Origin of the sequence: Cecembia sp., from assembly GCF_007126775.1 — a bacterium.
Classification (GTDB): domain Bacteria; phylum Bacteroidota; class Bacteroidia; order Cytophagales; family Cyclobacteriaceae; genus Cecembia.
Genome location: NZ_SLAP01000123.1, coordinates 50,932 through 77,584, shown reverse-complemented (window position 1 = coordinate 77,584; position 26,653 = coordinate 50,932). Strand labels below are relative to the sequence as shown.

At 39.9% G+C, this 26,653-nt stretch carries 22 protein-coding genes; 11 read left to right on the top strand and 11 right to left on the bottom strand.

The features are described from left to right. The coding region (locus tag QZT73_RS08725; RefSeq protein WP_291787663.1) for a calcineurin-like phosphoesterase C-terminal domain-containing protein at positions 1–969 on the top strand (969 nt) is incomplete at its 5' end. A gap of 58 nt (positions 970–1,027) precedes the next feature. Here QZT73_RS08725 and QZT73_RS08720 read toward each other — a convergent pair. The 10 genes from QZT73_RS08720 to QZT73_RS08675 form a co-directional block, all read right to left on the bottom strand. After that, positions 1,028–1,639 (bottom strand): dienelactone hydrolase family protein, encoded by a 612-nt coding sequence (locus QZT73_RS08720; RefSeq protein ID WP_291783170.1) that lies wholly within the window; start codon positions 1,637–1,639, stop codon positions 1,028–1,030. Continuing rightward, positions 1,632–2,582: a ring-cleaving dioxygenase gene (locus QZT73_RS08715; protein ID WP_291787665.1), complete on the bottom strand. Its 951-nt coding sequence runs from the start codon at positions 2,580–2,582 to the stop codon at positions 1,632–1,634. The genes QZT73_RS08720 and QZT73_RS08715 overlap by 8 nt, the downstream gene beginning before the upstream one ends. Before the next feature lie 127 nt (positions 2,583–2,709). Continuing rightward, positions 2,710–3,225 carry a YceI family protein gene (locus QZT73_RS08710; protein WP_291787662.1) on the bottom strand — a complete coding sequence of 172 codons (516 nt, stop codon included), beginning with the start codon at positions 3,223–3,225 and terminating at the stop codon, positions 2,710–2,712. 81 nt (positions 3,226–3,306) lie between these two features. Next, entirely contained in the window at positions 3,307–3,759 is a 453-nt protein-coding gene (locus tag QZT73_RS08705; RefSeq protein ID WP_291787660.1) for a MarR family transcriptional regulator, read from the bottom strand. Between the two features lie 78 nt (positions 3,760–3,837). Further along, on the bottom strand, positions 3,838–4,641 hold the full coding sequence (locus QZT73_RS08700; RefSeq protein WP_291783179.1) for an alpha/beta hydrolase: 804 nt from the start codon (positions 4,639–4,641) through the stop codon (positions 3,838–3,840). A gap of 133 nt (positions 4,642–4,774) precedes the next feature. Continuing rightward, the gene (locus QZT73_RS08695) at positions 4,775–6,367 is read right to left on the bottom strand and encodes an amidohydrolase family protein (RefSeq protein ID WP_291783158.1); all 1,593 of its coding nucleotides are present in this window, start codon (positions 6,365–6,367) and stop codon (positions 4,775–4,777) included. 137 nt (positions 6,368–6,504) lie between these two features. Then, positions 6,505–9,318, bottom strand: a complete 2,814-nt coding sequence (locus QZT73_RS08690) for a prolyl oligopeptidase family serine peptidase (protein WP_291787658.1) — start codon at positions 9,316–9,318, stop codon at positions 6,505–6,507. Between the two features lie 134 nt (positions 9,319–9,452). Then, positions 9,453–9,905 carry a hypothetical protein gene (locus QZT73_RS08685; protein WP_291783151.1) on the bottom strand — a complete coding sequence of 151 codons (453 nt, stop codon included), beginning with the start codon at positions 9,903–9,905 and terminating at the stop codon, positions 9,453–9,455. 392 nt (positions 9,906–10,297) lie between these two features. Next, positions 10,298–12,817, bottom strand: a complete 2,520-nt coding sequence (locus QZT73_RS08680) for an FtsX-like permease family protein (protein WP_291783147.1) — start codon at positions 12,815–12,817, stop codon at positions 10,298–10,300. After that, positions 12,810–13,487 (bottom strand): ABC transporter ATP-binding protein, encoded by a 678-nt coding sequence (locus QZT73_RS08675; RefSeq protein WP_291783144.1) that lies wholly within the window; start codon positions 13,485–13,487, stop codon positions 12,810–12,812. The genes QZT73_RS08680 and QZT73_RS08675 overlap by 8 nt, the downstream gene beginning before the upstream one ends. A gap of 218 nt (positions 13,488–13,705) precedes the next feature. On the opposite strand from QZT73_RS08675, the gene QZT73_RS08670 reads away from it, so the two are divergent. From QZT73_RS08670 to QZT73_RS08660, 3 genes are all read left to right on the top strand, one after another. Beyond that, positions 13,706–14,374, top strand: a complete 669-nt coding sequence (locus QZT73_RS08670) for an arylesterase (protein WP_291787656.1) — start codon at positions 13,706–13,708, stop codon at positions 14,372–14,374. 189 nt (positions 14,375–14,563) lie between these two features. Continuing rightward, entirely contained in the window at positions 14,564–16,306 is a 1,743-nt protein-coding gene (locus QZT73_RS08665) for a GMC family oxidoreductase (protein ID WP_291783136.1), read from the top strand. A 12-nt stretch (positions 16,307–16,318) separates the two neighbouring features. Further along, on the top strand, positions 16,319–17,026 hold the full coding sequence (locus QZT73_RS08660) for a gluconate 2-dehydrogenase subunit 3 family protein (protein ID WP_291783133.1): 708 nt from the start codon (positions 16,319–16,321) through the stop codon (positions 17,024–17,026). Positions 17,027–17,223: 197 nt separating this feature from the next. Here the strand turns inward: QZT73_RS08660 and QZT73_RS08655 are convergent, their stop codons facing one another. After that, a complete protein-coding gene (locus tag QZT73_RS08655; RefSeq protein ID WP_291783130.1) occupies positions 17,224–17,703 on the bottom strand; it encodes a hypothetical protein in 480 nt (159 codons plus the stop codon). A 282-nt stretch (positions 17,704–17,985) separates the two neighbouring features. On the opposite strand from QZT73_RS08655, the gene QZT73_RS08650 reads away from it, so the two are divergent. The 7 genes from QZT73_RS08650 (at position 17,986) to QZT73_RS08620 (ending at position 26,617) form a co-directional block, all read left to right on the top strand. Next, positions 17,986–21,462 carry a chemotaxis protein CheB gene (locus tag QZT73_RS08650; RefSeq protein ID WP_291787654.1) on the top strand — a complete coding sequence of 1,159 codons (3,477 nt, stop codon included), beginning with the start codon at positions 17,986–17,988 and terminating at the stop codon, positions 21,460–21,462. Further along, positions 21,462–21,914, top strand: coding sequence for a response regulator (locus tag QZT73_RS08645; protein WP_291787652.1), 453 nt, complete (start codon positions 21,462–21,464; stop codon positions 21,912–21,914). The genes QZT73_RS08650 and QZT73_RS08645 overlap by 1 nt, the downstream gene beginning before the upstream one ends. Before the next feature lie 49 nt (positions 21,915–21,963). Continuing rightward, complete coding sequence (locus tag QZT73_RS08640) at positions 21,964–22,503, top strand: AraC family transcriptional regulator (RefSeq protein WP_291780613.1); 540 nt, start codon at positions 21,964–21,966, stop codon at positions 22,501–22,503. A 287-nt stretch (positions 22,504–22,790) separates the two neighbouring features. After that, positions 22,791–23,240 carry a hypothetical protein gene (locus QZT73_RS08635; RefSeq protein ID WP_291787650.1) on the top strand — a complete coding sequence of 150 codons (450 nt, stop codon included), beginning with the start codon at positions 22,791–22,793 and terminating at the stop codon, positions 23,238–23,240. Positions 23,241–23,609: 369 nt separating this feature from the next. Beyond that, the gene (locus QZT73_RS08630) at positions 23,610–24,314 is read left to right on the top strand and encodes a hypothetical protein (RefSeq protein ID WP_291780607.1); all 705 of its coding nucleotides are present in this window, start codon (positions 23,610–23,612) and stop codon (positions 24,312–24,314) included. Between the two features lie 12 nt (positions 24,315–24,326). After that, the gene (locus tag QZT73_RS08625) at positions 24,327–25,493 is read left to right on the top strand and encodes a hypothetical protein (protein WP_291787647.1); all 1,167 of its coding nucleotides are present in this window, start codon (positions 24,327–24,329) and stop codon (positions 25,491–25,493) included. 62 nt (positions 25,494–25,555) lie between these two features. After that, positions 25,556–26,617, top strand: a complete 1,062-nt coding sequence (locus QZT73_RS08620) for a DUF6340 family protein (RefSeq protein ID WP_291787645.1) — start codon at positions 25,556–25,558, stop codon at positions 26,615–26,617. Positions 26,618–26,653 lie beyond the last annotated feature (36 nt).

The window sequence follows — 26,653 nt, the reverse complement described above, 5'->3', positions numbered from 1 at the left end:
ATGGGAAACCACGACATGAATTTTGATGCCAGTACTGATGAATTCAGTGATGAATCCTTTACTGCCAATTTTGGTCCGGCTACTTATGCCTTCAATTATGGAGACGCTCATTTTATCGTCTTAGAAAATATTCTTTACCCAGATCCAAGAGATGGACAGGGCTATTGGGGAGGATTAAGACCGGATCAGTTGCAGTTTTTGGAAAACAACCTCAAGCTGGTTCCCAAGGATAAATTGGTAGTACTCTTGATGCATATCCCCTTGTTTGAAGAAAACGGGGACAGCTTCAGGGATGCCGATCGGGAAAAAATCCTGGAACTGCTTTCCCCTTTTGCGAAAACCTTTTCTATGTCCGCACATACCCATTATATGAAGCAGACATTTTTTGGCAAGGAAGATGGCTATAATCAGCCAAAACCCCATCATCACTTCAATATTGGTACTCCATCAGGAGACTGGTATAGTGGAAAAATATTAGCAGATGGAACTCCTGCTTCCACCATGCGTGATGGTTCTCCTAAAGGGTATGTGTTTTTGGAAATAGACGGTAACACCTATCAAACAAAATATAAAGCAGCAGGCAAGCCTTCAGAACATCAATTAAACATACACGCTCCAAAAATCTTGACTGAGGGAGTGAGAACTACAGCGCAAATCGTAGCTAATTTTTTCACCGGTGCCGCTCAGGATGAGATTAAATTTAGAATCAACCAGGGGGAATGGAAATCCATGTATAACTATGAAGGAACAGACCCAGGTTTTTGGTTGGAGGTCTTGGAATGGGATACTACTGAAAACTATATTCCCGGTAGAAGACCTTCCAACCCTGCTTTAACAGACCATTTATGGAGAGCTGCCATGCCTGGGAATTTACCTGCAGGCGAGTACATCATTGAAGTTGAGGCTACTGACATGTTCGGAAAGAAGCATACAGCGAAGCATTCGTTCAAAGTCATCAAACAGCCATAAAAAGAATGTCCGGGCAGCCATTGCCGCCCGGACATCAATAGTTGGTTTAGTATCTAGACTATTTCAAAATATGATCATTCACCCAGTTAATTTCTTCTTCCCTAATGGTATGTAACGTATCCTGGAAAATCAAAGTTTTGACAATGGCTCCCATTTTCTCTAATTGGGCCGCAGATTCTTCAATTCTGGATAAGGGAACATGCATATCCTGATGGCTTGAGCCGAAGAATACCGGACAACCATCGAAGTCACCCTCATATTTGGAAGGGTTAAATTTCTCTCCTATCAACCCACCTGTAAAGGCAATCACCCCGCCCCATTTTTGGGCACGTTGAGCACTATATTCCAAAGAAAGGCAAGCTCCCTGTGAAAAGCCTATAAAATAAATCTGCTCCGCAGTAAAACCTTTAGATTTTAAATCCTCCACAATGCCATCCAAAGTCTTCATCGAATTGGAAAAAGCAGGCTCATTGTTTTGATCTGGCGCCATAAAGCTATAGGGGTACCATGTATTACCTGTTGCTTGAGGGGCAATCAAAGCAAACTCATCCAGGTTAAGATGCATAGCTAGACTCAGGATACTGTTTGTATTTCCTCCCCTACCATGTACCATAATTGCCACTTTTTTTGCTTTTTCGAGAGGTAAACCTTTATAAGTTATATCAGCCATAATTTTCAACGTTTAAACGCACCTTGGCCAATCGGCTTTCAATCTTTTCCCGCTGGTTTTCTGCCCATTCAGGCAACTTCAGTAATTCACCCAAATGCGCTTCATCCTCATCAATGGCAAATCCAGGTTCATCAGTTGCAATTTCAAACAAAACCCCTCCCGGTTCGCGGAAATAGATCGATTTGAAATAATTCCTGTCCTTTACCTCAGTGACTTGGAAACCATTTTCCAAAAGAATTTTTTGAATTTTAAGCTGTGAATCCTGATTGGTTGTCCTGAATGCTATGTGGTGCACCGTACCGGCACTTTGCACTCCTTGTCTCCCCTCTTTATCCAATACAATATCTACAATGTCTCCAGGCTTGCCTTCTGTTCCATACCTGAACCTACCATTTTCCTCAGCAATGAATCGATAATCCATAAATTGGATCAATAACTTTTCTGTCAGTGTTTTTGACTTCAAATTTAAAGTCGCCCCATAAAAACCCCGAATAGCGTATTCAATGGGAATATTGCCATAAGTCCAGCCATTTCTTGAATCATTGGCATTGGCAATCAACTCTATGCCCATGCCATCATGGTCCTCAAATCTGATCAATTTCTCACCAAATCTTGTCAGTACATCAGATGTAGATACTTGGTATTTTTCAAGTCTGTCTATCCAATAATCCAAAGACTGGCTTGGAATAGAAAAGGCCGTATAGGTCAATTCACCGGTCCCTTTGCTGCCCTTTCTAGCTCCATCAAATGGGAAAGTTGTAAACACTGTTCCAGGATTTCCCAATTCATCTCCAAAGTAGAAGTGGTAAACATCGGGAGCATCGAAATTGATGGTTTTTTTAACCATCCTCAAACCTAGAATACCTGTGTAGAAATCAACATTCTTTTGAGGGTTTCCCGCAATTGCAGTAATGTGGTGGATACCTGAAATTAGCTTGGACATGGCTGATAATTTTTTGGAATTATAATTTCTTTTAATTTTTTTGAAAGCTGTTGGCAAAAGGTCCTTGGTGGAATTATCCGGATTTTTGATAATTCCGACCATTGACCTTTCTTTTCAAACAGACTTATTATTCTTTTACGAGCTGAATACTCAAAATGATCCTGACCTGATCAGAAACAACCACACTTCCAGCTTCTGTAACGGCATTCCACTTCAGATTGAAATCCTTTCTGGATATTTTTCCTTCAATTTCAAAACCTGCTTTTGTATTTCCATAAGGATCTTCAGCAACTCCACCAAAATCAACATCCAATTTTACTGCTTTGGTGACATCACGGATAGTCAAATCACCGTTTAAAGTACTTCCTTCCAAAATTCCTGAGAAAGACAATTTCGGGAATTGCTCTGCATTGAAGAAATCATCTGATTTCAAGTGTGCATCCCTATCAGATTGGTTGGTATCAATGCTGTCAATGTCGGCTGCAAAAGCTACTTTCGCTCCTATGAAATCATCGGAATTACTTTCTGCTGAACCTTCAAATTTTTTGAAATAGCCTGTTACAGTAGAAATAACCAAGTGTTTTACTTTGAAAGAAACCTCGGAATGCGTTGGGTCAATTACCCATTTTGTTGTTGAACTCATTGTCTGTATTGTTTTATTGATGTAAGAATTTATTTTATTTATACACATTAATTGTATATACACTTATTATTTAAAATTTTTTTACCCTCTCAATTTATCAAGTAGTTCATTCAGCTGATCAACTTCTTCATTTGAAAGCAGGATCAATTCTCTGTTTAAATGATAAATCCCTGCCTCCAGTTTCTCAAGGACTTGCAAACCTTTATCTGTGATTAAAACATCAACTTGCCTTCTGTCCCGCACACTCTCCTCTCTAACAACAAGTCCTTTTTGCTTTAATTTTTCAACAAGCCTTGAAGCATTTGACATTCTGTTCAGCATCCTTTCCTGAATGGAAGATACTGTAATCGGATTACTATTTTGCCCTCTAAGAATACGTAACACATTGTATTGCTCTGGAGAAAGCCCAAAGGGCTTAAAAAGGCTGCTCTGTTGTGAAACAATGTGGCTATGGGTGAACAAAAGGTTAACAATAGCCTTGTTATATGGATCCTTAAATTCTTTTTGTTTGATGGCTTCCTCAATTTTCATCATGAGCTGTTTAAGTATTTAATGTATATACATTTAAATATCTGAAAAAGTTCAGATAAATGAAAAAATATTTAAAATTTATCAGGAAAGGGATACCATCCACTCATCTATGAGCCGAGTGATTTCTTCCGGTTTTTCAATACTGCTACTATGTCCTGCTCCAGGAACCATATGCAAAACGGCATTGGGAATGGACATTTGAATGAATTTCGCTTTTTCGGGTTTGGTGGCAACATCTTCGTCACCTACGACCACCATAGTGGGACATTGGATTTGCCTGATCTCTTCTTCCACGCCTTTCCTGTAAATTACAGCCTCCACTGATCGGGTAATGGTCCTTTTATTGGATTGAAGGGCTTTCATCCACTTTTTGTAATCCTCTTTATTTTTCGGATTTTCCAACCAGCTTTGGGCAAACATGATTTTCATGACTTCTTTGGCTACTTTTGGAATGACTCCAAACCATTTTACGATACCATTCAAAAATTTATACTTTGGTAGGTTTTCCACAGGTTCGGGATGGGCAGAGGTCTCCAATAAGACCAGACTTTTGATTTTATCGGGATACCTAGCTCCTAGACGCATGCCTACAAATCCTCCCATAGAGAGCCCTACAAAATGTACTGCTTTACCTGCTACTTTATCGATCAATTCCAAAGCATCCTGCGTGAGCATATCCATATCAAAGGGATCCTCAGTCACTTCTGATTGACCCTGTCCCCTATGATCATAAGCAATGATGGTGTACTTCTTTTTCAGATAATCTATCTGATCCAAAAACATTTTGTGACTCCAAAGAAGACCATGAGAGAAAACAATGGTCTCAGGACCATTGCCTTCTTTTACATAAAATATTTTGGTATTATTGACCCGAATATAAGGCATGTATCTATCAATTACTTTTCTCCTTCTTAAGAAAGAATGACTCCCCTCAAAAACAGTGGTATTATGTTTGGCAAATATTTTCATTTTTCAATGAAAATATTTGCAGATGCTCTATGTTAAATTGATCACAAAGCTACCAATCTAATCCCGGCTGTTTCAATTTTCTCGCATTCTCCCTGTCTTTGTGTTGTTGTACTATTGTACGCACATCATCCAATAGTTGTTTGGCATCATACACAATTCCGTCTTTAACAGTGTATTTTACTCCCCCTACCCTAATAGGTTCGTTGTCATCTCCTATTCTGATGGCACCTGTTCCGTAAAGTACCTTGATATTTTGTAATGGATTTTCTTCCAAAATCACAAAATCCGCGAGCTTGCCCACTTCAACTGTACCAATTTCTTTTTCCATTCCAATGGCCTCAGCTGCTTTTAATGTCGAAGCCCTGATTACTTCCAATGGATGGAACCCTGCTTCTCTAAGCAATTCCATTTCTCTGATATAAGCAAATCCATACAATTGATAAATAAACCCTGAATCAGAACCCGTGACTACTCTGCCCCCTCGGTTCTTGTATTCATTGATAAAAGTCATCCACAATCTATAATTTTCTTTCCATTGTATTTCTTCTTCAGTGGTCCAATCAAACCAATAAGAACCATGAGATTCTCTACTTGGCTTATAAAACCTCCAAAGAGAAGGCAAGGTATATTCCTCATGCCATTCTGCCCTTCTGGCGCGCATCAAATCTCTATTGGCTTCATAAATATTGAAAGTAGGAACCATTGTGAAATCAAGGTCTAAAAGCTCCTGCATCACTTTATTCCAATGATCTGAATAAGGTGCTGCTGCCTGTTTCCATAACTTACCAGCCTCCGCAAACCGGTGCTGCTCATTCTGGTAATTGTAATCCAAACGGTAATCCTGAATAGTCCTATCTGCAAATAAGGCTTCAGGCAATCCATACCAATGCTCCATCGTAGTCAGACCTGCCCTGGCAGAGTGCAATACATTCCACCTGGCCACGTCCATCTGGGCATGGTGCATGGCTGACCTTAAACCAATTCTTTTATTTTCCTCTAAAGCTGCCTGCATTACTTCCGGATTCGCTCCAAAGAATTTGATACCATCCCCTCCTTTTCTCTTGTTTTCATTGACCCAAGCCTTGGCCTCTTCCGCAGTAGTGATGGTCTTACCTGCTCCTTGACCAAAAACAGTATAGGCCAACAACCTTGGTGCAGTAATGGTGTTTGCTGCTGACTTGTTTTTATGATCCAATACCCAGTCCAGACCATTACTGGCAGCTGGATCCCTGACTGTGGTAACTCCATGCCCCATCCATAACTTAAAAACATATTCTGCGGGAGTTCCTTGCCCCGTACCACCTATATGTCCATGCATATCAATAAACCCCGGCAAAAGATAATGCCCTTCCAAATCCATGACTTTATCATTTTCTCCAGCCCTGGGCCTCCGCTCTTCCTTTATGGGCAATCCAGGATATCCGACCACCTTTACCTCTGCAATCTTATTCCTCTCTACCACAATATCCACTGGACCAATAGGAGGTGCCCCAGTACCATCCACTAAGGTTACTCCTCTTATGATAAGCCGATCATAGGGACCCTCCCCTTCTTTTCTATCAGGTGATGGCATTACTTGAGAGAATACAGTAATGGGTAATGCAATAAATCCTACTAATAGGGTTAGAATAATTCTTTTCATTTTCTATGCTGCTGGTTGATTGGATAAATTAATAGATTCACCAATAATATAAAAACCGGTTATCACATACCTGTATAACCGGTTTTTTTTCATACAATGGAAATCCTCCTTTTTAAATTTTTTCTTCTTGTATGCAATTAATCCCCCTCTACCAGTTCAAGCCCCTGTAGGATGCCTTTTTCCACTGCTGGAACTCCCTTTTCCATCCACTGTGGCATAGGAGCGCCTTTTAGATAATGGTCAAAAAACTGCATCATTCTGGTTTGAAAATCTATTCGGTTCTCTCTCTTCACAGGCCAATGTGGTTCTCCATTGTAATTCAGCATCCATGTCGGCTTATTGAGTCTTCTCATGGCCAAATACATTTCTATTCCCTGATACCAGGGAACTGCCCCGTCTGCATCATTATGGAGTAGGAGCATTGGTGTCTCTATTTTATTGGCAAAAAAGAGCGGAGAATTCTCTATGTAGGGCAAAGGATTCTCCCATAGACTTACGCCTAATCTGGATTGGGCTTTTTCGTATTGGAACATTCTTGCCAGACCTGACTGCCAGCGTATCCCTCCATAGGCGCTCGTCATATTTGCAACAATTGCTCCCGCCTCTGCTGCTCTGAACATATTGGTACGCGTCAGGATATAGGCAGTTTGGTATCCGCTCCAACTGTGTCCCTGAATACCCACCCTGTCCTTATCTACAAAACCCTTTGCAATCAAAGAACTGACTCCAGGAATAATACAGTTAAAGGCACTCTCTCCGGGATAGCCGGTTTGATACACAATATCTGGAACAAAAATCAAGTAATCATTGCTCACATACATGGTACGGTGAACCAAAGAACGGATTGGTTCAGGTTTGTGGTGCTGGTGAACGGTATTTGAAAAACGCTCATAATAGACCACTACCATAGGATACTTTTTATTGGGATCAAAATTCTCAGGTTTGTAGAGGATACCCTCCAAGGGTATATTGTCCAAGGAGTTCCATTTCACAATTTCAGCAGTTCCCCAAAGGTAACTTCCCTGTTGAGGGTTAGCCTGTGTCACTTTTTTGGTCTTTCCAAAGCGCATATCAGCCACATGCAAATCAGGAAATTCCTGAAAACTTTCTCTGCTATAGAGCAGCACATCTGCTGCTTGGGCTTTTTGCAACAGGTTGTACCTGTTCGCAGTTTTCAAAAGCATTTCAGGGCTTCCTTTTGCCATTTTCCAACGGGCAAATCCCGCATCCTTACTCCCTTCTTCAAAAACAGACAATAACAGTTCAGCGCTGAGATCGATCGTTCGCTCCTCAGGATCCAGCTTTTCATAGCGGTACACCCTTTGGTTTTCCCTGCCATTTTGGGTAATCCGCACAGCTGCTTTTTCTCCTTTTGGGTCAAGCTGCCAAATATCGTAGCGGTCATAGACCAACATAAACTCCTCTCCCTTACTCCAACCTGCTAAGCCATAAGGGGATGGGAAATCGGGTACATCCGTCAGTTCATTACCAAAGGAAACATCAATGCCCTCAGTAAGGTTAGCCGTTCTCCCTGAAGCTAGCTCATGGACATACCAAGCGGTATCCGGTGAACTGTACCAATATGCATATCCACCGTCAGGAGAAAGCCTTGCCATACCTTTGACTTCAGCCGCAATCAATTGAGAGGAGCCAGTGTTCAGGTCAATGGCATAAAGGTCATTGTACGCGCTGATGTCCCAGGTCCGCATCATGCGGTAAGTCCTATCGTCCATTCCAAGCGCCATATCGGCTTTTCCTTCTTCGTCTATTCTTATTTCCGAAATCTCAGGACTTCCCACTTGTACCAGTTGTCGCTTGGCAAGGTCAATAACTGCAAGGTAACTTCTCTTTCTTTCGCTATCTGCTCTTACATTTTGCTCTGGATAGATATAATCATCCTGCCAGTGCCAAACTTCTACCTGTACCATCTCCTCCGGTAAAAGCGTTGTGTCTTGAAGGATGGGAGGAGGATTTGTGCCTAAAAATAAACGCGCTCCATCTTTTGAAAAATAAGGACTAAAGTTATCCGATACCAACCAATTCTCTGGGATTCCGGCTGTTTTTTCATCTGCAATTTGCTCAGCGGCTTCCATTCCTTTTTTCCAGTACATCAACTTGGGCTCGCGTATCAAAGCCTTTGTGGTATCCAAATCTGCCACAAAAGCCAATTGTTCCCCAGGATCATCCAAGCTTAAGAATTTAAACTTATGCTTACTATGTGCCCTGTACAGGTGTTTGGTCTGTCCATTGCTCATATCAAGCCAATAAATACCGGGTTCAAAACCATTCCCATTTCCGGTACTGTATATTACCAGGGCATTGCCGTTTCCTGTAAAGACATAGTCCTTGACATAATCAAACTTCAGTTCAGATTTATCTTGCAAATTCATCAAAACCAAGGGATAGCCGTTTTCATCAGAAATTTTCTTAGTCTTTGTATCATTTTCTCCATTATCCTCAATTTCTCCCAAAGCCTCAGACAGATAGGCCATCCAACCACCTGCCTTTTTTGGGATTTTGAAGGATTTCACCTGAGGGATTTTCAGGATTTGCCGGCTTTGAAAATCGAAGATTCCCAAGGAGTCTTTGGGCATATCTTCTTTTTTCTTCTTCAACCTGCGCAACTGGGTCAAGCTGTCTTTTTGGGCTTTGATAAGGAAAACAGCATGTCTGCCATCCTCGGTGAGTTGAATACTACCAGCCCTTGATACCTCTGTAACCTGATTCCTTTCCAAATTCTGAAAAACCAACTTCCCATCTCCATCTTCAGGATTAAGGGTATAGGCCAGGTTTTTACCATCCATAGTCAGTTGTTGAAAAGTAATACTTTTCCACTCATCATAAGCAGCATGGGTAAGAGGCTTTTTAACCAAAGGCGTCTGGGCTTTTCTCTGCGCAAAAGCAGGGAGAACCAAGCACACCAACATCAATCCAATAAACAATCGCTTCATATGTCTTCATTTTATAATTCCAGTTGAAAATAGAGCAATCCAAAAAAATAAAAAAACCGCTGATCCTTTTTTGGGAAAAGCGGGGAGAATGGAAGTGAGAAGTCGAAAACCAGTTAGATTTTTTAAACCAATTATTACCTAAAACTGTAGCGAATACCAATATTGGACCTCAAGTTAAAATACTCATTATTTAAAAATACATTCGGTGAAGCTTCCAATAAAATGGAAAACCTTCTGTGGTTTTCAAATGGCATGATGCTAAAGCCAACAGGAATTCCCAACCGAATAGAATCATAGAAATAATATCCAGCCATCAGACCTATGTGAAAATTGAACCAATCGTCCTGAAACAGATTCCTGTGCAAGGCTCCTTCTATTCCGAAATTGGTTTCCAGGATATCAGTAGCCTGAAACCTAAGGTCCCCAAAATACTTCTGATTCAGATCGGTACCAATGGCCACTTGCCCCACCAATCCGGAATGATAAATACCCACATGTGTAGGCCTCAATTTACTTTGTGCCTGCAACTGAATGCAAAAGAATATTGAAAAAACAATAAGAATGAATAAACGTTTGCGAAAAGCCATATAATTTAGATTTTAGACGATATGCGAAAGTAGTAGTTTTTTTTTTAAAAAAAGCAGCTAAAAAAGACCATGTGTAAAAAAATATCCACTGGAATAGAAAATAGATAAATGAAGAGTATATAAATGTTTCCGGGTTGAAGCTTTGTTTAATAAGAGATAAATAAAAACCTCCAAAAATAAAGGCGATGCTTCGCTTCCCGAAATTCTCCGTGACAGGCAGTACCTCACTACCAATTGACAGAAAGAAAGTATCCTCACCCTTTTTTAAGTACGTTTACATAAATGTTAAAATCTCAGGATTACATGTTCGATATTCTATCATTCGTAATCCGAGGAACTACAGTTTATTTAGAAATTCGTGTTGCTTCCAAAAATTGGTTACCACAAATCTTTCAAGCCCTCAATATTTCCATTGGTGGTTTTTTGATGATCTTACTGCCATTGAGCCAACCCAATAAAACTGTCAGAAGCGTAATGGTGATATAGACGATCAAAGCCTCCTCATAAGGTCCTCTAAAAGGCAGCTGAAACACAAATTTACTCAAAAGAAAAGTAGCCAAAAAAGACAACATTATCCCGCTCAGGGAGGCCAGAGAACCCAAAAAGAAATACTCCATGGTATTGATTTTTGTCACTGTACCACTGCTGGCCCCAATAGTTCTTAGCAGGATGCTCTCCCGCATTCTTTGGTACTTACTGATGATTAAGGAGCTGATCAGAACCAGAATACCTGTCACAATACTGAATAAGGCCATAAACTGGATGACAAAGCTGATTTTACCCAATATTTCCTCTAAAGTCTCCACAATTGCGCCTAAATTGACCACAGAGATATTGGGGAATTCCCGTACTACTTCTGCTTGAATATCAGCCGACTGCCTATCATTCTTAGTCTTGGTAATCAAAACATGGAATTTGGGGGCATTAGCCAACACATTATCCGGAAAGAGTACCAGGAAATTGGTAGAAACCTGGTTGAATTTGATATCCCTAAGGCTTCCCACATAAGTAGTGATGCGCCTTCCCTGCACATTGAAAATGATTTCATCCCCCAAATTTATTCCAGTCCTATCGGCATAACCTTCATCTAGAGAAATAAACACCGAATCACCCTGCTGCTCGTAAGGACGAAGTTCTCCTTTAACCAAACGCTCAGAACTGATAAGAGTATCTCTGTAAGTAACCCGGAATTCCCTGTTATATAAATTACGGGACCTGCGCAGTTCTTCGGGAAGGGTATCATTGGCCTTTCTGCTCAAACCATTGATGGATTCCAGCCCCATAGTCACAATAGGCACTTCCTGCAGAATTGGCAGTCCCTTATTCTCTATTTTCTCCTTGACTGCCTGTATCTGATGCGTCTGAATATCAAAAAGCAACATGTTGGGCTGGTCGTCTTTGTCTGCCAACCTGGCCTCATCGAGCAATTGATTCTGTACAAAAAAAAGTGTACTGATCATCGCTGTACCCAAACCAATGGTTGCGATTAGCGCAACAGTCTGGTTATTAGGTCGATAAAGATTAGACAGGGACTGCCTGATGGTATACCTCAAAGTAACAGAAAGATTTTTGCGAATCAACCACATGATAGCCAAAGCCACAGCCCAGAGACTTAAAAATGCGAACAGTACAAAACCAGTAAAGCCCAAAGCTTCTTTCCATCCCCCTATCAGCAACCAGCTGAATCCGAATATAAAGACTATAATTCCTGACACAACCATCCATCTCAGCGGATCTTTGCCCATCTTTACCTCTCCTTCCTCAGGCCGTAATGTGGCCATAGGAGAAACTTTCCTGATCTTCAATAAAGGCAAAAGCGCAAATAGCACGGATACCAAAAGTCCTGTCAGGATGCCAAAACCTATACTCAACCATGAAATACTAAAAGTTACCTCAACCGGTAAAAATTCTGAAAACACGGCGGGAAGAATAAATTGCAATGCGGATCCTAAAATCGCTCCAACGGTTGCGCCTATGAGCCCCATAATAATAATCTGCAACAAATAAATGCCAATGGCAGATTTTGAAGATACGCCCAAACATCTGAGAACGGCCACGGATGGAAGTTTTTCCTTGACAAAAACATTGACTGCACTGGCAACTCCTACACAGCCTAAAAGCAAGGCGATAAAAGCTACTAAACTAAGGAAATTACCTAGGTTTTCAAAAGACCTGCCTGTACGCTTCCTCCTTTCCTCTACAGTGTCCGAACTGATTTTTTCATCCTCCCAAAAGGCTTCATATTGCTTGATCAGCTCCTCAGGATTGACAGAATCCGGCATCTTATAATACCTTTCATAACGCAGACGACTGCCATATTGGATCAACCCTGTAGCCTCCACAAATTCCATGGGAATATATACCGCTGGGGCTACTGTGGCGGTGATTCCTGTCTGCCCCGGTACTTTGTCCAACTCTCCCGCAATAACAAAGGTAAGTTCCCCGACCTTGATGCTGTCCCCAACTACTGCGTTGAACTGGGCCATCAGGATTTTTTCCACCAAGGCCTTTCTGCCACCCTGTCTAAAAGTGCTTTCTGCTTCCAATGGGACCGTTTCCAAACTACCATAAAAGGGGAAATCCCCTTCCAGAGCCCTGACCTGTGTCAAGCGGCTTTCTCCTGTTTCAGGGAATACCACCATACTGGCAAAATTGACCTCATTGGCTTGATTCAAGGCTAAGGTATCGGTTCCTTGTACTCCTAGGGGACTGCTTTTACTGAGCACCAAATCTGCACCCACCAATTCCTTAGACTGCTGATCAATATCTTTTTTCAGGTTTTCACCGAATGAACTGATACCCACCAGAGCAGCAATGCCCACCACCATGGAAGAAACAAACAGCAAAAGCCGGGAGAAATTCTTTCTGAAGTCCCGAAATGCCATTTTTAGAATCCAAGAAAAATCAGCCATCAGTATCCTCCTGTATTTTTCCGCCTTTGATACGGATGATTCTATTTGTCCTTTTTGCAAGCTCAGGATCGTGCGTGACCAACACAAGCGTTGTGCCCTGCTCCTTGTTCATTTCAAAAATCAAGTCCTCGATCATTTCACCGGTCTCAGTGTCCAGGTTTCCGGTGGGTTCATCCGCAAAAAGAATTTTGGGCTCATTGGCAAAAGCCCTGGCTATGGATACCCTTTGCTGTTCTCCTCCCGATAATTGACTGGGATAATGGGTCATTCTGTCGCCCAAACCTACTTTTTCTAAAAGCATTTTTGCTTTCTCCTTGGCATCCTTCCGCTTTTTGAGTTCCAGTGGCACCATCACATTTTCCAGTGCAGTCAGTGTGGGAAGGAGCTGGAAATTTTGAAAGATAAAACCTACATGCTGATTCCTCACTGATGCCCTCTGATCTTCATTCAGTTTTTCAAAAGCATTCCCCTGTAGTACGACCGAACCCTCAGATGCGGAATCCAATCCAGCACATAACCCTAACAAAGTCGTCTTTCCACTTCCGGATGGGCCTACTATGGCAATGCTTTCTCCGGCTTTTATGTCAAAATTCACCTGATCCAATACTGTTAATTTTCTGCTTCCGCTCTGGTAAGTTTTGGAAACGTTCTTTGCGCTCAAAATGCTCATGTAAAAAGGGAAATGTTTAAATGCGTTCTGAAATTTAACAATATGAAACGGTAAAAAGGTTTGTTCCGTTGGAAATAATTCAAAACTCAGTTTTAAGTGTACATTTTGGAAAAGATAATTTGTAAATTGATGCCCTATTTAATATGGGTTTGAGGCCTTGCATTTAAACTCATATCTGATCTATCAGGTTATATCACTGCACTCATTTGAATAATTACATGTATTCCAGAATCCATATCCTCTACTTTCTCATACTTGTTTTCATGGCATGCTCGTCTCCAAAAGAAGAGAAAAGCACGCAAATAGTCAACCAGGCTTCCCAAGGAGAGGAAGTGCAGAAGAAACTGATTCTGTTTTTTGGAAATAGCCTCTCAGCTGGTTATGGGATAGATGAGGATGATGCATTTCCCGGCCTAGTGGCATCCAGAATTGACAGCCTAGGGCTTAACTATCGGGTTGTGAACGGTGGGCTAAGTGGAGAAACGACGGCAAGCGGATTGAGCAGGCTGGACTGGTTCATGGAAGAAGAACCAGCCATTTTCGTTTTGGAGTTGGGAGGAAATGACGGATTGAGAGGTATCAGTTTGGATGAAACAAAAAGAAACCTCAAGGCAATGATTCAAAAGGTGAGGGGGCGATTCCCAGACGCGGTTATTATATTGGCCGGTATGCAGATCCCTCCGAATATGGGTCAGGAATATACTGCAACATTTGAAAAAATGTATCCTCTTGTCGCAGAAGAAGAAGATGTCCATTTGATTCCTTTTCTACTGGAAGGAGTTGCAGGAGATCCCGAGCTTAACCTTCCTGATGGTATTCATCCTACAGAGGCAGGACACCAGATTGTTTTTCAGACCATTTGGCCTCACTTAGAAAAGCACCTTTAATCCAAAATAGCTATCTTTCTTTTGTCAATCAATGCATTGATTTGTTGTATAAACAACAATTTTAATTTCTACCTTAAAAAACAAATTTTTACCCAGGCGAAAAAGGTATGTAACAATTCATAAACACATTTTTGGATATTTAATTTTTTTTAGGAACTTGTAAAAAGTTAATCAAAAAATTTATAAAACATGAGTTTTGAAATCAAATCTACCGGAGAGGCTTACGATGTGATTATCGTAGGATCCGGTGCCGGTGGAGGCATGGCTTCCAAGATTCTTTCTGAAGCGGGTTTGTCTGTAGCTGTTTTGGAAGCTGGGCGGGATTTTGATCCTGCCAAAGAGGAAGACAGGACCCAATTGAGACCACCATGGGAATCCCCAAGAAGAGGAGCGGGCACCCGGGTACGCCCATTTGGAGATTTTGACCAGGCCATAGGAGGCTGGGACATAGAAGGGGAGCCTTACACGAGAGAAGGGGACACCAAATTTGATTGGTTCAGATCCAGAATGGTGGGTGGTAGAACCAACCATTGGGGAAGGATATCCCTAAGGTTTGGGCCAAATGATTTCAAGAGAAAAAGTATTGATGGCTTGGGAGATGATTGGCCAATAGGTTATGATGAACTCAAGCCCTATTATGATAAAGTAGATAAGCTAATAGGTGTTTTTGGCTCGAAGGAAGGTATTTACAATGAGCCGGATGGTTTTTTCCTTCCCCCTTTAAAACCCAGACTTCATGAACTTTATGCCATGAAAGGGGCTAAAAAGGCCAATGTTCCCATGATTCCTTCCCGCTTATCCATGTTGACCCGTCCGATCAATAATGACCGGGGTGTTTGTTTCTTTTGTAACCAATGCAATAGGGCATGTCAGGCGTATGCGGATTTTTCATCTGGTCCTGTTTTATTGAAGCCTGCGATGGCCAAAGGAAAAGTAGATTTATACACTTTTGCCATGGTAAGAACGGTAACCACTGATGAGAGTGGCAAAGCTACTGGTGTATCTTATATCAATAAGGTGGACATGAAAGAATACAAGCTCCGAGCTAGAGTTGTAGTATTGGGTGCTTCTGCTTGTGAATCCGCCAGGATTATGATGAACTCCAAATCCAAGAGTCATCCCAACGGTGTAGGCAATAGCAGCGGTATGGTAGGCAGATACTTGCATGACTCTACCGGCGCTGACCGTATGGGGATAATGCCTGATTTGGTAAATAGAGAACGGTACAACGAAGATGGAGTAGGTGGTATGCACGTCTATACGCCATGGTGGCTTGACAATAAAAATTTAGATTTTGCACGAGGTTATCACATAGAATATTGGGGAGGAATGGCCATGCCTTCTTATGGAACAGGATTCGCAATGGATACCATGCGCAAGTACCTTAAAGATGAATTTGGAAATCCAGCCCCAAATGGAGGCTATGGAGAAGGTTTGAAAAAGGATATCAAAAGACTCTATGGAACCACCCTTGGCATGTCTGGTAGGGGCGAAAGTATCCCGCAGTACAGCAATTACTGTGAGATAGACAACAACATGGTAGACAAATTCGGTATCCCTGTTTTAAAATTCCACTATAAATGGACAGATCAGGAAATCAAACAGGCAAAACACATGCAGGATACATTTGAAGAAATACTAACCGAAGCTGGTGCTATACTGATGGGCTCCAAACCAGGAGCAGATACACTTTATGGCTTGGCTACTCCTGGCCGAATCATCCATGAAGTAGGGACGACAAGAATGGGTAAAAATCCAAATACTTCAGTTCTAAACAGCAACTGTCAAGCACATGACTGCGAAAACTTATTTGTGGTTGATGCCGGCCCATTTGTATCACAGGCGGATAAAAATCCTACTTGGACAATTATGGCATTGGCTTGGAGAACATGTGATTACATTGTAGATGAATTAAAAAAGAAAAACATTTAAACCCCAGGAGCGATGAACAGAAGAGAAAATTTAAAACTCCTATTTACTGGTTCACTGGCATCGGGACTTTTGCTGACGCATTGTACCCCTGCAGATAAAGCGGAAGATTTCAGCCCCAAAATTGCAGGAGGCACTCCAGGTGGTAGGACCGCAGAGGAAATAGCATACGATCAGCGGCTTTTGTCTGAGGTATTTTTTACCGATGAAGAACGTAAAAAATTGGATTTCCTGGTCGATATTATCATGCCCGCAGGTGAGGATTCCGGTAGCGCCACAGAAGCTGGCGTTCCTGAATTTATTGAATTTATGATGAAAGATCAGCCATCTTTCCAAACTCCCATTAGAGGAGGGTTGATGTGGCTAGATAACTACAGTGATGATACCTATGGTAAAAAATTTCTGGATTTATCTGAAAAAGAAAAGATGGAGGTAATCGATCTGATCGCATGGCCTGATAAAGCACCTAAGGAATTGACCGGTCCCGTAAGATTTTTCAATGCCTTAAGAAACCTTACTTGCACTGGTTATTTCACCTCAGAAATTGGCTTTAAATACATAGGCTATAAAGGCAATACTCCCAATGTTTGGGATGGCGTCCCGGATGAAGTGATGAAAAAACATGGATTTGAATATCCCGAAAAATATATGGCGCTGTATCTAAAACCTGAAGAAAGGGGAAAAGTGGCTGAATGGGATAATGAAGGTAACTTAGTAGGGTAAGTTGTCAGCAAGGGGTTTTCAAAATCAGAAAGCCTCTTGCTCAAATTCCCTAGCAACATTTTTTAAAGAAATAACTATCTTTTTCTTCTCGGCACCAATCTGTAGCCAATAGAAAAACAAACTATCAAATCATGTGAACTCAATGTATCCCTTCGATATAAAATACCTGAAACTGCAAAAAATCATAATCCTATTTTTCAAATTGCACTCTGCCATTTGTTTTTGAAATAAAGACCATCTTTCAAATTAATGGGTAAAAGATCAATTGAGAAATATCCATTTACCGATTGATCTTTAATGTTGATGGTTTTCTCAAAAGGGAACAGGGAACCAAGTATAAACCCTAAGGTACCACCCCAAACAGCTCCAACAAAGAGTGCCGCGACGAAGGTCGCTAATGGGTATAGTGAATTTCCAGCTCCAAATAGTAAGATTAAACCTACAATTAAACCAATACCACCGGATCCAGCAAGCATACCTAATTTCAATCCTTTTATTGTTTTTGTCAAAACAACATCCCCAGATTTGAATGCATGGACAAGTATTTCATCACGATTCATCTCTATTTCATTAAATTTTATTGTCAAATGTTTTTTAAAATAACCCCTTTTAAAAAGAGCGGTTAAAGCCTGTCTTACATCTTGGCTATTTTTGAAAATATAGGTAGTTGGCTGCATGATAAATAGTTTTTACTGTGAAACTTCGCGAAGGATAACTTCTGACCAAGCGATAAATAATCCAGTAAATGTCATAAGATCTTTCTGAAAAACTGTTACATGGAATAAACTGATATTTGCATTTTTTACAGGTTTTGAATAACAATTGACTAAAAAAAAATTATATGCTTCCGGAATTCCACTTCATTCGGAATCGCTAAAAATTAATGGTATCTTCCCTAAAAGGTTCAAACAATTCATCCCATTATTGGGATACTGCCAAAGATTATTGATGAAATCAGCATGAAACTGTCCAACAAAGATAACATGACATTGGATTCTTCCCCGGAATTGGTGAAAGCGGCCGATTTCCCGATAGTCGCAATCGGTGCTTCAGCGGGTGGACTGGAAGCGATTTCAGAAATATTGAAATATTTGGCTCCTGATACGGGGATGGCATTTATTTTTGTTCAGCACCTCAGTCCTGATCATAAAAGTATGCTTACTTCCCTACTGTCCAAAATCACCAATATGACTGTTCAGGAAGTAGAGAACAAAGTTTTGATCAAACCCAATTATTTTTACATTATACCTCCGGACAAAGAGATTGCTGTAGAAAAAGGCCATATTATATTAAGCCCAAGGCCTGAAAAGCCAAAATTCAATTTCCCTATTGACATTCTTTTTACATCACTGTCTAACTCACAGGGAAAGAATGTAATCGGGGTAATACTCAGTGGCAGTGCTACGGACGGAACCATTGGTATGAAATCCATCAAAGAAAATGGAGGGCTCACATTTGCACAAGATGAATCCGCCAAATTTAACAGCATGCCCAAGTCTGCAATTTCTGAAGGTATTGTGGATTATATTTTATCACCTGTTGAAATTGCACTTGAATTGAACCGTATCAGTCAGCACCCGTTGACCGATACATCAGAAAAAAATACAAGAGAAGAAGACCTCATTGATGATGATGACCCCCATCTGAGCATTATCATAAAAAAGCTGCAAATGTTATCCGGTGTGGACTTTTCCTTGTACAAATCCAAGACAGTGAAAAGGAGGATACTCCGTAGAATGCTCCTTAACAAAGTGGAAGACCTCAAGTCTTACTTATTACTGGTGGAGGAAAAAAAACAGGAATTAGAAACGCTTTATCAGGACCTATTGATCAATGTAACCAGCTTTTTTAGGGATTCAGACAGCTATAGGTATCTAAAAGACAAACTCCTGCCCAGACTACTGGAGTCAAGGAGAGGTGAAGAAACATTCCGGGTATGGGTTCCAGCCTGTTCTTCGGGTGAAGAAGCATTGTCCATTGCCATGATGATTCTTGAAGTTCAGGAAAAGACAGGCACTCACATCCCTGTACAAATGTTTGCTACTGATCTAAGTGAGAAAGTTATCAAGAAAGCAAGGATTGGAGAGTACTCCAGAAACGAACTCAAATCTGTATCTCCCAAACGTCTTCAACGTTTTTTTACAGAAAATGGCAACAAATTCAGGGTAGCTAAAATAATCCGGGATATCTGTGTTTACGCACCACACGATGTATTGAAAGATCCTCCTTTTTCCAGAATTGATTTTATCAGTTGTAGGAATCTGTTTATTTACCTGGATATCCCTGCTCAAAAAAGGCTTTTGGCCACCTTCCATTACGCACTGAATGAATCCGGCTATTTGATGCTGGGTAAGGCGGAAACCATCAGCTCATCGGCAAATCTTTTTTCAATAGTCAACAAAAAATACAGAATCTATTCAAGGAATAACAACATTAACCCTACTACATTACCGGTACTCGCTTCAAAAAGTGCAAAAGCTGTAAAACCATCTGTAAAGCCTTATAGTATAGCGGGAACTACAAGAGTCAGATCCTTGGAAAGCAAAAAAAGTTTGGATCAGGCATTAGATGAAGCACTCTTGAATGACTTCCTTCCCGCTTGCGTTGTGATCAATCAGCATTTAGAAATTATTCAATTTAGGGGAGAAACGGATCTATACTTTTCACACATTTCAGGAAAAGCCTCGCTGAACATCCTCAAATTGGCACGAAAAGGGTTAGCCTTTCACTTACGAAACCTAATTTCCAAATCAATTAAAACCAATCTGCCAATCCGAAAAGGCGGAATTAAATTGAAACTAAACAACACTGATTTTGTCGTCAGCATAGAAATTTCCCCACTGAGCATTGAAATAGATGAGCAATTGGTGCTTATTGTTTTTCGGCAACACGATCAGATATACAGTGCGCTACAAGGGAATGGAACTGATGATTTACAGACCTCGATTTTAGAAAATAAAGAAAAGATAATCAAGCAGCTTGAAGAAGAACTTGCTGCAGCGCAGGCAGATGCAATTGAACTTTCACAAGAGCAGGAAGGATTTATAGAAGAACTGCAAAGTGCCAATGAAGAAGTAGTCTCCAGCAATGAGGAACTGCAGACAGTAAATGAAGAACTGGAAACCTCAAAGGAGGAGCTCGAATCCTCTAATGAGGAATTGATTACCACAAATCAAGAACTACAGACCCGAAATGAACTGCTGAATGAATCTTATGAATTTTCCAATGCCATCATTGCCACACTGCATGAGCCAATGATAGTGCTAGATAAAAACCTCTTTATCAAGACAGCAAATAAAGCCTTTTTCAGGTTTTTTCAGCTCAAGGAAAATGAGATCGTAGAAAAGCGTTTACTTGACCTCGAAGACAAACAATGGAACATTCCGAGCTTAAGAGAATTACTTGAGCATATTATACCCAAAAACTCCTCATTTACTGACTTTAAGATAACCCATGCCTTCCCAAGGATAGGAGAAAAAGTTTTTTTGCTCAATGCAAGCCGTATCGTCCAAAAAAGCCATGGGGAACAATTGATCCTGCTTTCCTTTAATGATATAACCGATGCCATGAAAATCCAAAAAAATGAATTAGAGGTTTTTACGAAGGATATAGAGAAAACAAAAATCTATAGTCTGAAATTAGAAAAAGCAGTTTTAGAAAGAACAAAACAACTTGATCAATCCAATAAGGCACTATCAGAAAAAAATAATGAACTTGGGAGAATGAACAAGGAACTGGAAGCTTTTGCCTACGTTTCCAGTCATGACTTACAGGAGCCCCTTAGAAAGATACAGACTTTTGCAGACAGAATTCTTGATAAAGAAGTGAAGAATTTATCCGCAAAGGGAAAGGTCTATTTTGAATATATGCAAAAGTCAGCCAATCGGATGCAATCGCTCATAGAGGAATTACTGACTTTTACCAGCTTAAATTCAGTTGAAAGAAAATTTGAAAACCTCAACCTTTTGGACATTATCAAAGATGTGCAAGTTGAAATGAAGGAGAAATTGGAAGAAAAAAAAGCTTCCGTTGTAATTCAAGAAATGTGTACAGTAAGCGTTATCCCATTTCAGTTCAGGCAATTGATGCAAAACTTGATCAGTAATTCCATAAAATTTGCCAAACCCAATTTACCTCCACTTATCAAAATATCCTCTGAATTGGTAAGTAAAGAAGATATAAAAAACATAGGAAATTTAAACCAAAAACTTTATTGCCATATTGTATTCTCAGATAACGGGATTGGATTTGATCAAGAATATGGGAATAGGGTTTTTGAAGTTTTTGAAAAACTTCATAGTAAAGACGAATATCCAGGCACAGGGATAGGTCTTGCTATTGTCAAAAAAATAATTGAAAACCACAATGGTTTTATCAATGCGAGAAGCGAAATAAATAAGGGAACTACGTTTAACATTTATATACCAGCAAAATAATGAACGAAAAACCTCTTAAAATCTTACTAGCAGATGACGATGAAGCAGACAGGCTGCTTTTTGAAGAGGCTTTTGATGAATTGAAAGCCAGTACATCTGTAATGACTGTAGCAGACGGCGTAGAACTTATGGAATTTTTGAAAAGAACTGCACTTGAAAACCTTCCACATATCTTGTTTTTGGACATCAATATGCCAAAAAAAAATGGGCTGGAATGCTTAAAGGAGATAAGGGGGAATAAAAAATTCAAGGAGGTATCTGTTGCCATTTATTCCACATCGTCATCAGAAAACGACATGGAAGAAAGTTTTCTCAATGGTGCAAATGTATACATTCACAAACCCAATGATTTTCAAAAGCTTAAAAAAATTTTAGAAAAATCAATCAGCTATGCAAATGTCTACCAAGAGCCTCCTTTTAATAAAGATAATTTTTTATTAAGAGCCGAATAATGAGTAATTTAAGGAACATGTGGGAAATTTAAAGATTTATATCAAATATATGGTCAGCTTACGCTGTATCATGGTAGTAAAGGAAGAGCTAAGAAAGCTAGGGATAAGGTATGTCAATGTCATATTGGGGGAAGTAGAGATATTTGAAAAAATTTCAGAACAGCAAAGGGAAACCTTAAGGGAAAATTTGAAAAATATTGGCCTTGAATTACTCGATGATAAGAGGGCTGTTATGATCGAAAGAATAAAAAATGTAATTATTGATTTGATCCACCATTCTACTTCTGTCCCCAAAGTCAACTTTTCTGAATTCCTCAGTGAAAAGCTTGAATATGATTACACTTATTTATCAAATATTTTTTCTGAGGTCCAAGGCATTACCATTCAACAATTCATCATTTTTCACAAAATCGAAAAAGTGAAAGAATTACTGCTTTACGATGAACTTAACCTTACAGAGATTTCTTATCGGTTGGACTATAGCAGTGTATCCCATCTTTCCAATCAATTCAAAAAAATAACTGGGCTCACACCTTCTTTTTTTAAGCAAATGAGGGCACTTCGTAAAAGTAGCCTTAAAAATGAATGATTTTTGCAATAATTGCTGGAAAACCTACAACACTTTCTGTGTTTAAATATCGGACTTTTGTTAAGTAGATATCGGGAATTATATCCAGCACTGGAAATTACCGGAACCAAAAGTAAAAGCCATTATATTTTTTAAATGTACTGAGGTTCAATTATCTATACCACACAACCAGATTTTGGGTGATTGAAGGTTGTGTGGTACTTTTTTAACTTTTACTCTAAATCCACTCATACACCTTAAAATCAGAATAGTGAAAAATGAATTGATAACATCAAAAACAAACAAAGATGCGCAAGGGAATACTTAAAATAGCCATTATCGGAGGATTCATATCACTTGGCATGATGAATTGTTCACCGGCAAATGAAAACAATAGACCAAAAAAAGAGCCAATCAAGGTGGATGCTATTGTCATAAAAACGGCATCAGTGAGAAAAACCGTTGAAATAGATTCTTTAATAGATTATTTTTCTTACGCTTCTATCATTGAAGTACGATTTTTGAAAAATAATCAGACCTTAAACTATTTAAAAAAGAAGGTGAAACCAATGAATGATTCGATACAATTTAAATATAACAAAGAACTATATGAATTGAACAAACGAAATCTTGAAATTAAATCAATGGTTCAAGGACATGTAAATCAAGATCCTACTCAATGGAAAATTTTCAAAAAATCAATGAATGATGAAATGGCAAAACTTGAAAAATCTATCAGCATATTGTCTGAAAAATAATTTTAATTTTGGATTCAAGTAAAACTCCGGTCAGCATCTTATATTGCTGACCTTTTTTATGGTAAAATTTTTAGCACTTTTACCCTTAAGAAATTTTCTTTTCACTTGCCTTGACTCTTTTTTCAAGAACATTAGCATAAACCAAATGGCTTTGTCCGAAATCAGCATACCCAACATTTAGTTCTGTAGGTAGGAAAGCCCCATCTCATGCTAATTTGGGGGAGAGGTTCCCAGCTTTATCAAATAGGAAGAAAAGACGAGGTCTTGAATACTTGGAGATAGACATTTTAATATAAATATCAAAAAATTTAACCTAATTTTATTGTTTTCAGTACATTGATCTCTTAGTTTTGGAAAACTAAAAACACAATGAAGATAAAATTGAAGTTCACCTTTTTCTTATTTCTGATTTTTAACTTAGGGGTAATATCTCCCTCCATTGCTCAATTAATTGGAACCAAACCCATCACAGGATTTACTACTGCATCTGACATTCAGCAGCTAAGAAGCCATTCTGACACCAAGGGCTTTATAGAAATAGGCGATGCCTACGCCAAAGCCAGAGGTGTTACGATATTCTCGGCGATGAATGCATTGAACAACAGGGCCAAGAAAAAGCTCTTGGAAGAAGCTGCCATCCGTGGCGCCACGCATGTTTGGATAGAAAACAGGTTGCCTGATGATGCTGGTATGTTTGGACGCTTGGTCAGTTACCATGCGGTCTTATATAGGCACCCTGATGTACAAATGGACCTGATGACTGTCAAACAGGCTTTTTTGGACAACGACCTAAGAAGTTCCTCCCGAATGGTCATCAATAGAAACGCTTTTGGCGCCAAATATACCATTGCGGAAAATGTTTCCCTGATCCAGGTAAATCCAGAAACAGATATTTTTGAAAAAAACGGGAGGATATTTGTGGAAATAAAAATTCGAAAATCACCGGTCGAGGTCGTATCCTCCAAAAAAGAATACGAAGTAATTGCACTGGATGAGAGTAGCATCATGCTTTCAGAGGAACTGCTGGAAAACAAAAAGTATGCAGCTCATCTATTTAGATTGGCCAAGAAATAATTTGATGTTATTATGTGTAAGAACCTAAAGTTTGGCTACTATGCTGTCCTACTGCTAATATGGGCCTGTAATAAACCAGAAAGTAATGAAAATAAAGACCTGTCAAAACAGGCTTTTGAACTTGAGATAACCGATTCCTTGGTGGTGAATTACATTGGTTTACTTTCCTGGTCCCATATCAGTCCAGATGGCAAAAAATTTCTGGCCATGGATCATCAAAGGTCAGAAATAATTCTCATTGACCAAGAAGGCCAAGTAATCCAAAAACTCCGGAAAACCGGAGATCAACCTGAAAGCATTGGTCCAAACTTGATGGGTAGACCTCAGTTCAGAAATAATGATGAAATAGCCCTTTTAGGGGTGAAAGGCCTTTCCATTTTTGACTTTCAAGGTAATCTGAAGGAACAGTTTAAGCCTGATTTCAACCCAGCGATGAATTTCATCATCCTCAATGCTGATGTTTTTCAGTTTAGAAACCCAGATTATGCTGTTGCTTTATTGGGTGGAAGAAATAGTGAAGGTTCTGGTTTTTTTGAATCGACAGAAGTTACCAAATTAGAAACCATTGACCTTTCCAATGGTACCTATTCAGCGATTATACCTTTCCCTGAAAATTCAAGATTCAAAGCCTCCGAACTTTTCCCGGTAACCAATACCATTCCTGTACTTAGAAGTACTGTAGATGGTATTTACATTGGTTTCAAAAATGAACCGAAGCTTTTTTTCTACACCTGGGGAGACCTGAATAATCCTTCAAACGAAATCCAGCTTCAAATAAACAACTTTCAATTAATGAAAGGAAAGGATCCTAAATCAGTTGATAGGGATGTTATAAGTTTTGATACCCGGGAGTTTGCCTATGGGTCCATCAACCACCTGTACTGGACTAATGGTAAGCTGCTGCTGGGTTACTCCAAAGGTCTTTCAGATGAAGAATATGAACGTGCTACCGAAGGCATTGATGATTTCCAGGAGATGTTCAATGCCGTTGGACAGAAAAACAAGACAGAATGGGCCCTGGTAGCAGAAGACGGAAGCCTTAACCCCTTAGAAATACCTGGAAATCTGGGAAGGATTGAATTTGTGGATCAGGAAGGAAATCTTTGGATATCCCCCAACAGAAGTGAAATAGAAAGGGATTATGAAGTATTGTTTAAATCCAAAATTAAACAACAGTAATGGTCCATTGATTCCCTGAAAATTATTTTCCATTATTCAGGGAATTATGCAATCTTTATCAAATGAGACCAAAATATCTGCCTCTAATTACGCTTGCTGTTTTAGCCCTGTTGAATTCTTGTAGTAAAACAGTAACCTTAAACCGGATGGTTCCGGCCGAAATCAGTGTCCCTACTTATATTCAGCGCTTATTGCTTGTAGACAGAACAGCGCCACAGAATGAAAGCTTGGCAATCATTGAAGGAATACTTACCGGGGAAGCGCCATTTGAAGTTAAGAACGCAGCAGAGGCAACTTTGACTAGGGCCCAACAGGTTCTGAATACTTCTCCCAGATTTGAAGTCATCCGGGCAAGAGAAAGGTTAAGGGGAGGATTGTTTGCACAAACGTTCCCTGCACCATTGTTGTGGGGAGAAATAGAAAGACTTTGCTCCCAATATGATGTAGATGCCGTATTGGTTTTGGAAAAATTCTCCTCTGACTTTATTGTCACCGACAAAAGACAGATGGTGAAAATCACCCAAGGTTCGGGAAGGGATGCCAAGGAAGTAGAAGTAATGGGGGTATATATGGAAGGAGTGGCATCTGTCAATGCGGGATTTAGATTTTATGATCCCCGCTCAAAAAACATATTTGATCAGTTTAATTATGATAAAACCAATCTCTGGTCCGCAGAAGCGGAAACAAGAACGCAGGCGGCTACACTGCTAATTGATAAAGTCAGGGCGACTCAGTATGTTGGGAGAATGGCAGGGGCAAGTTATGCACATAGAATTGCCCCTATGAATGTATCCATAAGAAGGACCATGTACGAAAAACCAAAATCTAATCCAGCCCTTGGAAGGGGTTCAAGGTTTGCCCAAGTTAATCAGTGGGAGGAAGCACTTGATACATGGCATATGGGTCTGAATCAAACGAATAACAGCAAAACAGGTGGCAGATTATGCCACAATATCGCTTTGGGATACGAAGTGATGAATGATCTGGAAAATGCAAGATTTTGGGCGGGAAAAGCTTTTACAGATTATGGTTACAAGAAAGGAAGAACCTATGCCCAGGAAATTTCCAGGAGAATGAGGCAGGAAGAAATTGTAAGAGAGCAACTGGCCAGAGAAAATGATTAGGCCACACTTAAAAACACACAACATAAAGATATTTAA

Bases quoted from the DNA above. Each gene is read 5' to 3' on its own strand.
- QZT73_RS08645 (WP_291787652.1), top strand. From the start codon at position 21,462: ATGAACGAAAAACCTCTTAAAATCTTACTAGCAGATGACGATGAAGCA.
- QZT73_RS08690 (WP_291787658.1), bottom strand. From the start codon at position 9,318: ATGAAGCGATTGTTTATTGGATTGATGTTGGTGTGCTTGGTTCTCCCT.
- QZT73_RS08670 (WP_291787656.1), top strand. From the start codon at position 13,706: ATGTATTCCAGAATCCATATCCTCTACTTTCTCATACTTGTTTTCATG.
- QZT73_RS08630 (WP_291780607.1), top strand. From the start codon at position 23,610: ATGAAGATAAAATTGAAGTTCACCTTTTTCTTATTTCTGATTTTTAAC.
- QZT73_RS08685 (WP_291783151.1), bottom strand. From the start codon at position 9,905: ATGGCTTTTCGCAAACGTTTATTCATTCTTATTGTTTTTTCAATATTC.
- QZT73_RS08620 (WP_291787645.1), top strand. From the start codon at position 25,556: ATGAGACCAAAATATCTGCCTCTAATTACGCTTGCTGTTTTAGCCCTG.
- QZT73_RS08710 (WP_291787662.1), bottom strand. From the start codon at position 3,225: ATGAGTTCAACAACAAAATGGGTAATTGACCCAACGCATTCCGAGGTT.
- QZT73_RS08625 (WP_291787647.1), top strand. From the start codon at position 24,327: ATGTGTAAGAACCTAAAGTTTGGCTACTATGCTGTCCTACTGCTAATA.
- QZT73_RS08695 (WP_291783158.1), bottom strand. From the start codon at position 6,367: ATGAAAAGAATTATTCTAACCCTATTAGTAGGATTTATTGCATTACCC.
- QZT73_RS08715 (WP_291787665.1), bottom strand. From the start codon at position 2,582: ATGTCCAAGCTAATTTCAGGTATCCACCACATTACTGCAATTGCGGGA.
- QZT73_RS08635 (WP_291787650.1), top strand. From the start codon at position 22,791: ATGCGCAAGGGAATACTTAAAATAGCCATTATCGGAGGATTCATATCA.
- QZT73_RS08650 (WP_291787654.1), top strand. From the start codon at position 17,986: ATGAAACTGTCCAACAAAGATAACATGACATTGGATTCTTCCCCGGAA.
- QZT73_RS08680 (WP_291783147.1), bottom strand. From the start codon at position 12,817: ATGGCTGATTTTTCTTGGATTCTAAAAATGGCATTTCGGGACTTCAGA.
- QZT73_RS08720 (WP_291783170.1), bottom strand. From the start codon at position 1,639: ATGGCTGATATAACTTATAAAGGTTTACCTCTCGAAAAAGCAAAAAAA.
- QZT73_RS08700 (WP_291783179.1), bottom strand. From the start codon at position 4,641: ATGCCTTATATTCGGGTCAATAATACCAAAATATTTTATGTAAAAGAA.
- QZT73_RS08640 (WP_291780613.1), top strand. From the start codon at position 21,964: ATGGTCAGCTTACGCTGTATCATGGTAGTAAAGGAAGAGCTAAGAAAG.
- QZT73_RS08655 (WP_291783130.1), bottom strand. From the start codon at position 17,703: ATGCAGCCAACTACCTATATTTTCAAAAATAGCCAAGATGTAAGACAG.
- QZT73_RS08705 (WP_291787660.1), bottom strand. From the start codon at position 3,759: ATGATGAAAATTGAGGAAGCCATCAAACAAAAAGAATTTAAGGATCCA.
- QZT73_RS08675 (WP_291783144.1), bottom strand. From the start codon at position 13,487: ATGAGCATTTTGAGCGCAAAGAACGTTTCCAAAACTTACCAGAGCGGA.
- QZT73_RS08660 (WP_291783133.1), top strand. From the start codon at position 16,319: ATGAACAGAAGAGAAAATTTAAAACTCCTATTTACTGGTTCACTGGCA.
- QZT73_RS08665 (WP_291783136.1), top strand. From the start codon at position 14,564: ATGAGTTTTGAAATCAAATCTACCGGAGAGGCTTACGATGTGATTATC.